Genomic DNA, 6,742 nt, shown 5'->3' with positions numbered 1-6,742 from the left:
ATGGAATAGTCACCCGGAGTGGCCTTGATTGCATCAAGCGCATCTCCAATCGATTTCCATTCGCTGTTTGCTCGTACGTTGAAACCCGCAGGGTCAAAATTGTACTGCGCAATGGCTGTGAAATCTGCAGCATTGAAATCCGCCTGACCCATCGGGGCGTAATGCGCAAAGTTATAGATCACGCCGATTGTGTAGCCGTCAGGATCAGCCGTCTTGATGTTGTTGATGCCAACAACACCGCCACCCTGACCTTGGTTCACAACATTAAAGGGTACGCCGAACTTATCGCGCAGGCGATCAGCGAGCATACGAGCGGTTGCATCTGTGCCGCCGCCTGCACCTGCAGGAACAACGATTGTGACTGGGCGTTCAGGCCAGTCAGCGGCGAATGCAAAGCTTGGAAGCAGGGCAGCAATAGCCGCCGCAAATATAGTGTGTTTCATCAACAAGTCTCCTCCTACCGTCGATAGATATATCGTGATATATTAATGTAGGGTCTGTCAAGGGCACTCGAATTTCGACAGACTCTGAAAGCCATTGAATCTATCAAAAGACTTCGTAAGCCTTTGTGAATAATTATATAATTAAATCGACATCAGTGGCGTTTCAGAGTGCCATTGGTGTTTGAATGTATTCAGCTCACTGCACAGGGGGGCTTCCAGAGTCCTAGTGTCTCCTCCACTTTTCGATCAGGATTTGAGCTGCGCGCAGGCTGGAGAATGCCTCGCGATTGAGAAGTTCATCCCGCATCCGCCCATTGAAGCTCTCGCAGTATCCGTTCTCCCAGGGTGATCCTGGTTCGATGTATACTGTCTTGGCGCTGAAAGTGATGATCATATCCCGGACAGCCCTCAGCGAAAGTTAGGTCCGTTGCCGGTTAAGGGTTCGGTAGATAGTTGGTCTGGACATCGAAAACACCCCGGCCAGATCGCTGATTGAATACTCTCCGGCTCCATGCATACGGCAGAGTTCTTTCTGTTGCTTGTTAGATAGCTTTGGCCGCATCCAGCACTAGGTCAATTGTATGAAAGTCCGCTTAAGGCCGCTATGGCGAGGCGACGGTTGTCCGAAAAACGGTCGCGCCATCATTCGTTTTGGTGGTGGCCCCGAAAACGTAACCTGTAGAGCGGGAGTTGTTTAAACCTGTTTGAATGTCACAAATTTGGATGACGTGATTTAGGTCTATGAAATAATCCCTTGGAACCCGACTTTTAACTGAACACGAGGGGTTCTTGTTATCAATTAAGAATCCATTTGGTTTAGAAACCAACCTCTAGCCGGTTTGGATTAGACCAAGATTTCAACAGTTCCAAATTCAAAAGTTTTAGTTACGCCAATCTTGTTCCCGTGTTCCCTAGTTCCCAATCGCTGGGAATGAGGTCTGAACCTTTGTCGTGCCAGGCCTCCTGCAACACACGAATTTGCATTCAGTTATTTATTCTGGGAACAAGGGAACGTTTCGGTTGTTTTGCAGCCACCTTCAAAAAACTTCAACAATAGTTTCGTTTAAATTCAAAAGTTTAGAATGCTCCTTCTAAGTTTTCCACATCGAAACGCGTCGCAGCCGTAGAAATTTCCGATTCACTGGCATTCTTAGAGTGGGCGTTGAAGACGACCAACGATGGTGCGCGGCGGAGATGAGTGTGGAACCTGGTATCCGCCGCGCAGTCATCTGGTTTTATTCCAAGTTTAATGACCGGCACAATCGCCGACACAAGATAGGAATGCACCAAATGCACCCACTTGATATTGGAAAGCCACAGGCCAAGTCCAAGCCCAATTTCACTCGCTCTTCAAATTCTAATATTTTCGAAGAGGTCAAAGCGGCAGCAGCCGGTCAGATTGAGAGCCTCGCATCGCGTTGGCTACCCGGCAAAACCAAGCGCAGCGGCAACAATCTCATGGCGCTCAATCCGACCCGTGCCGACAAAAAGATCGGTTCCTTTTCCATCAATGTTCGAACCGGTGTTTGGGCGGATTTTGCCACCGATGATAAAGGCGGAGACATCATCTCGTTTTATGCCTACCTGCATAACGTCAAGCAGATTGAAGCCGCGCGTGAACTTGCAGACCTGCTGGGAGTGAGGACATGAACGATATGGTCACGCCACAACTCAAGCGCCCCATCAAAGGGTCTGATGTGCCTGCAAAGGCGGTTCGCATGACTTCCGTTCCGGACGATTTTCCGGAGCCAGCTATGCGGTGGAAGAATAGCGCCCCAGAAGCCATTAATCCCTACTACAACGCAGATGGGACTCTTGCCTTCCTGATCACCCGGTTTCAGGCAGAAAGCGGCAAAGCCTTTTTGCCATACACACTCTGGTTGATGCCGGATCGAACACTGCAATGGGTAATCAAGGGTCCTGGGGACAATATTCCCCTCTTTGGACTGCCTGAGGCACTCAAGAACCCGCACAAGAAAGTTGTGATTGTTGAAGGCGAAAAATGCGCCGTCATCATGGCGGAGTGTTTCCCGGAATATGTTACCGTCACCTGGTGTGGCGGCAGCAATGCCATCGCCAGAACCGACTTCAGGCCATTGGCTGGCCGTGAGATCATTATCTTCCCAGATGATGATGAGGCGGGGCGCAAAGCCACGCAGCAGCTGTCAAAACAGCTGACAAGGATCGGTGCTGAAAGTGTTCGGATTATTGACACGGGCGAACTGGCGAAGCAGTTGGGAGCCTCCCAGAATACCGGGTTCGACGCAGCAGACTGCCTCGTACATGACTACCAAAAAGTGATGGTCAAAGCGCTTTTGGAAGATAAAGAGATGTCCGGGTCTACTTCGACAGAAGCGAACGATCCGAAGGAAGAACTCGTCCGAGAGGTTCTAAAAGAATTCGAGATCAGACCTGAGTTCCACGAAGACTTTGATTTGAGCTTGAATGGCCTCCTTAAGGAAGGCGTCGACAAGAACGGGAGGCCCAACACAATTTTTGTCGCTTCCCCAATCTTGGTCCTTGGGCGGACGAGGCTTTCTGGCAAGAAAGTTGGATGGGGCTTCTGGGTCGCTGTGCGCAATTGTTTGGGCGAATGGACCGAAGTATTCGTGCCAGCCAAACTCTTGGCAGACGACGGGAAGGAGCTTCGCGCATTGCTGGCTGATGCAGGGGCTACAGTACCTAATGACCGGCAGGGCCGTCTCGCTCTAATGGAGTATATTGGCTACGCGCAGAATGGCCCTGTCATTGAGATGACAAATTCTCCGGGCTGGGTTGGTAAAGCCTTCGCTCTACCAGATGAGGTCATCTCAGAATCTGGCATTCCAGTGAATGTCAGGCTGGATCTTGGCAGCCGGTCTCACTTGCTCACGCAATCAGGGACCTTTGAAGAATGGCGGGAATTAACTACCCTTGCAGCGCCAAACAGCCGTGCCATCTTTGTGCTGTGCGCAGCATTGGCCGCGCCGCTTTTGCAACCACTTGGTATGTCGGGGGGAGGATTTAACCTTTGGGGTCCTTCTTCACGCGGCAAAACCACGATGGCTATTCTCGCGGGTTCTGTCTGGGGAGGTGGCGGAAAAGATGGTTTTGTACAAAACTGGAATTCCACAAAGAATGGTGCAGAAGCACTGATCTCAGATCACAATGATCTGTTTCTTCCCCTGGACGAGCTCACAGCTGTGTCGCCTGAGCTAGCGCCTGAACTCTATTACATGTTGACCAATGGGCAGGGCAAAAACCGCGCTCACGTAGATGGAACGTCAGCACCCCGTCAAAGTTGGAAAGCGCTCGTATTATCAACTGGCGAAAGAACAGCTGCGCAGCAAGTTACGCAAGGGCGTGGCAAGGCGCAGATGACAGGTGGTCTGGCTGTGCGCATGGTCGATGTTCCGATTGAGTGTACTCCCGGTCAATCGCTTGAAGACTACAAACCCTACTCTTCATCCCGCGAATGGGTCAACCACGTGAAGACACACGCCCAGCAGCACTATGGCCACGCTGGACGGGTTTTTCTTCGGCAGCTTGTCAAAAAACTGGACGCAAACCTCACCCGTGTTCGGAAATATAAGAATGACATCCTGCTTACTCTTATTGAGGATGATGATGATCCCCAGGTGCAGCGTGTCGCGGAGCAGTTCGCACTGGTGGCTGCGGCAGGTCATCTGGCATCGGATTTTGGCGTTTTGATGGCCTCTCCGAACCAGATTATCGCTGGGGTGACGTCCTGCTACCAGGGCTGGAAAAGCCAGCGCGGCGGTGGAGAGTCTGAAGAAAAGCGATTGGCCCTGCGTCATCTGAAGCGGTTTTTCGAGGCGCATGGCCCGACAAAATTTGAGCGTCTTCAAAGAACAAACGAAACCAAGAAGGAACGCACCGACGATTTCGATATCCGTGATCGCTGTGGTTATCGCGAGCTGGGCGAAGATGACACCTGGACCTATTACGTTCTGCCTCTTGCTTGGGACCAAGAGGTCTGCGGCGCGCATTCGCCAGAACTCATGGCAGATATCGCGCGAGACGCCGGGGCCTTGATACTGGGAGAAAATGGGCGCGCGAAAAAGAAAGTACGCCTACCGGACTACCCAAACGGCACCCGTGTTTATGCGACCCGGCCGGACTTGCTCTGAGCCCTTTGAGCTCCGCCAATCATCTTGGCGCTTCTTTGCGTCACGTGGCGAGAAGCGCGCGCACTGCTGTCACTTTAGGACAGCCGTTATGTCTGATCGTTTAATAACGCAAACCAGAGATAAGTGATTGTTAAACGATCGTCATTGCGCAAATCTCTGCCTGAGAACGTGAGATTTTTACGTACGACTCTTGCAACCCCAACCAAGCGTTCTTAGGTCAATTGCATCATGATCAAGACTCTCAACACCATACGCATATAAGCGCTGCGCCCTCGACGATCTGTTGAGACCGCATTCGGTGTGAGATCTGAAATCTCCAAAACAAGACTGTCTGCTGGACGCCAATAACCGCCTAAGTCGGCTCTCCAGCACGTTAGATGTAGGGACGTGTCATGACCTTTTTCTCCAAAACCACTGTGCTACTTCTGAGCACTGCAAACATGTATGTGCTCGCAGGGGACATCCTTCAAACCAGCGTTGAAGCTGTGAACGGTGAACTCAAGGCCCAAGCCGCCACGCTCCTAGCGCAGATCTCGTTTCCGGGATCACTCTTTGAGACCGCTCGGACCTGGTCACTTACGGTGCTGCAATCACTGACGTGATCAAAGCGAGCCTACTTCCCGGACAACACAGTCAAACGAGGCACTAGTAAGGGCAGTCATGGTTGCTACATCATCTCAGAATTTCGCGCGCGATCGCGCACAAAACCATTTCCCAAAACACACGGTCTATACACTGCCCCGCAGCGTCCAGTGGCATGTCGAGCAACGGATGCCTGATGCCATTCAAGCAGCCCTTAGGGACAAGATCACAGCGGTGATCGATGCCTTCGCGAAAGCAGGTTTAGACTTCAGAAACTTGGTGACAGTGAACTACCAAAATGCCACCAGCCCGGACATCACATTGGATTTTGGCGAGGCCAGATATGAACAGATGTCAGATCTGGGAAGACTGCTGAGCGAACTCTTTGACGATATCCGCGCAGCCGACATGTTCGACACCAAAGCCTTGGGCCGCAATGCAGCTGAGCGCGCCATTTTGAGCATGCTTCGTGACAACCTGCGTCTCAACAAACAAGAGTTTGATGTTTTACGGGACGAGTTGACTGTAGATGTTAAACGCGACGTCCCAGCGAGTGCGCTGAGACACACAGATGCAAAGCGAGATAGATCCGAGTGGGCCGATTTGCTTGAGCGCGGGGACGGTCCTCTCCCTCTCCTTGGCCCACAGGGCACGCACAGCGTCGACGAACTGGTTGCTACGGTTTTTGCACGTGCGCCCTGGATGGACCAACCATTGACGAAAATCTGGTCTTTGATGAAAGCTTATCACGGCGAGGGGCTGCGCCTTCCTCCAATTCTTTTGCACGGCCCCGGAGGGACGGGCAAATCCATGCTCGCAAGATTGATTGCAGAAGTATCAAGCACGCCCAGTCTGGAAATGGATGGATCTGCCGGCAGTGCCGGTTCAGGATCGCGGGTGTTGAGAGCGGCTGGAGTTCCGCGCGCATTGGCGAGCCCCTTAGGTTTATCGCCGAACAGCAATGTGCAAATCCAATCATCGTTATCAATGAGATCGACAAGGCCGTTGGGGGCGCCACTTCATCAAGCGGAACTTCGACAAGCCTGGTCAACGCTTTGCTACCATTATTGGACCCGCACTCCGCTCAGGAGTTCAATTGCCCTGCAAGCCAGTTGGTCTGCAACATGTCCCGGATCAATTGGATCTTAACCGCCAATAAGCTGAGCGGCTTGTCGCAGCCATTCTTGTCGCGGCTCGAGTTAATCCATGTTTCTTCGTTGACTGAGGAGCAATATCTCCTGGCCCTAGACGCACTGTGCCCAGATGACCAACTACTGCGGGATTATTTGCGTCGGCTAATCGCAAATGATTGGGGCAACCCTAATTTTTCATTGCGAGCGCTTGCTCGCGCCACTCAACGGTTGCAATCTGGACCTCAACCAATGTTGCAATAGGGAGTCAATGAGAGCGAATAAAGATTATCCGATAATCAATATTATGCTAATCAATATCGAGAAAACGCGTAAAATGAATTTCGGCCGAAAGCGGACCTTCGCCCGATAATTCGAACGCTGCGGTGCAGCCAGTCAAAGCGGACATAGACGCCTGTTCAAATTGGTTAAGCATAGTGGTCGCCCGCCAGCTTTC

General features: G+C 51.8%; 6 protein-coding genes and 2 pseudogenes. 5 read left to right on the top strand and 3 right to left on the bottom strand.

The annotated features are described in order from the left end of the window. The 3 genes and pseudogenes from JXQ85_RS15895 to JXQ85_RS15885 all read right to left on the bottom strand — a co-directional run. The coding region (locus tag JXQ85_RS15895) for a Bug family tripartite tricarboxylate transporter substrate binding protein (RefSeq protein WP_421749946.1) at positions 1-443 on the bottom strand (443 nt) is incomplete at its 3' end. A gap of 226 nt (positions 444-669) precedes the next feature. After that, positions 670-816, bottom strand: a pseudogene (locus JXQ85_RS15890) (integrase core domain-containing protein); the annotation flags it as partial. 45 nt (positions 817-861) lie between these two features. Next, a complete protein-coding gene (locus JXQ85_RS15885) occupies positions 862-960 on the bottom strand; it encodes a helix-turn-helix domain-containing protein (RefSeq protein WP_421749945.1) in 99 nt (32 codons plus the stop codon). A 773-nt stretch (positions 961-1,733) separates the two neighbouring features. Here JXQ85_RS15885 and JXQ85_RS15880 point away from each other — a divergent pair. The 5 genes and pseudogenes from JXQ85_RS15880 to JXQ85_RS15860 all read left to right on the top strand — a co-directional run bounded on the left by JXQ85_RS15880 (position 1,734) and on the right by JXQ85_RS15860 (position 6,549). After that, complete coding sequence (locus tag JXQ85_RS15880) at positions 1,734-2,093, top strand: CHC2 zinc finger domain-containing protein (protein WP_421749944.1); 360 nt, start codon at positions 1,734-1,736, stop codon at positions 2,091-2,093. Next, positions 2,090-4,573, top strand: a complete 2,484-nt coding sequence (locus JXQ85_RS15875; protein ID WP_421749943.1) for a DUF927 domain-containing protein — start codon at positions 2,090-2,092, stop codon at positions 4,571-4,573. Before JXQ85_RS15880 ends, JXQ85_RS15875 begins: the two co-directional genes overlap by 4 nt. A gap of 392 nt (positions 4,574-4,965) precedes the next feature. Next, positions 4,966-5,175, top strand: coding sequence for a hypothetical protein (locus tag JXQ85_RS15870; protein WP_421749942.1), 210 nt, complete (start codon positions 4,966-4,968; stop codon positions 5,173-5,175). 58 nt (positions 5,176-5,233) lie between these two features. Beyond that, positions 5,234-6,016 (top strand): annotated as a pseudogene (locus JXQ85_RS15865) (hypothetical protein); the annotation flags it as partial. Further along, positions 5,962-6,549: an AAA family ATPase gene (locus tag JXQ85_RS15860; RefSeq protein WP_421749948.1), complete on the top strand. Its 588-nt coding sequence runs from the start codon at positions 5,962-5,964 to the stop codon at positions 6,547-6,549. The pseudogene JXQ85_RS15865 and the gene JXQ85_RS15860, both read left to right, overlap by 55 nt. Positions 6,550-6,742 lie beyond the last annotated feature (193 nt).

It is taken from the genome of Cognatishimia sp., from assembly GCF_049116455.1.
GTDB lineage: Bacteria > Pseudomonadota > Alphaproteobacteria > Rhodobacterales > Rhodobacteraceae > Cognatishimia.
This window is presented reverse-complemented; position numbering and strand designations above follow the sequence as displayed.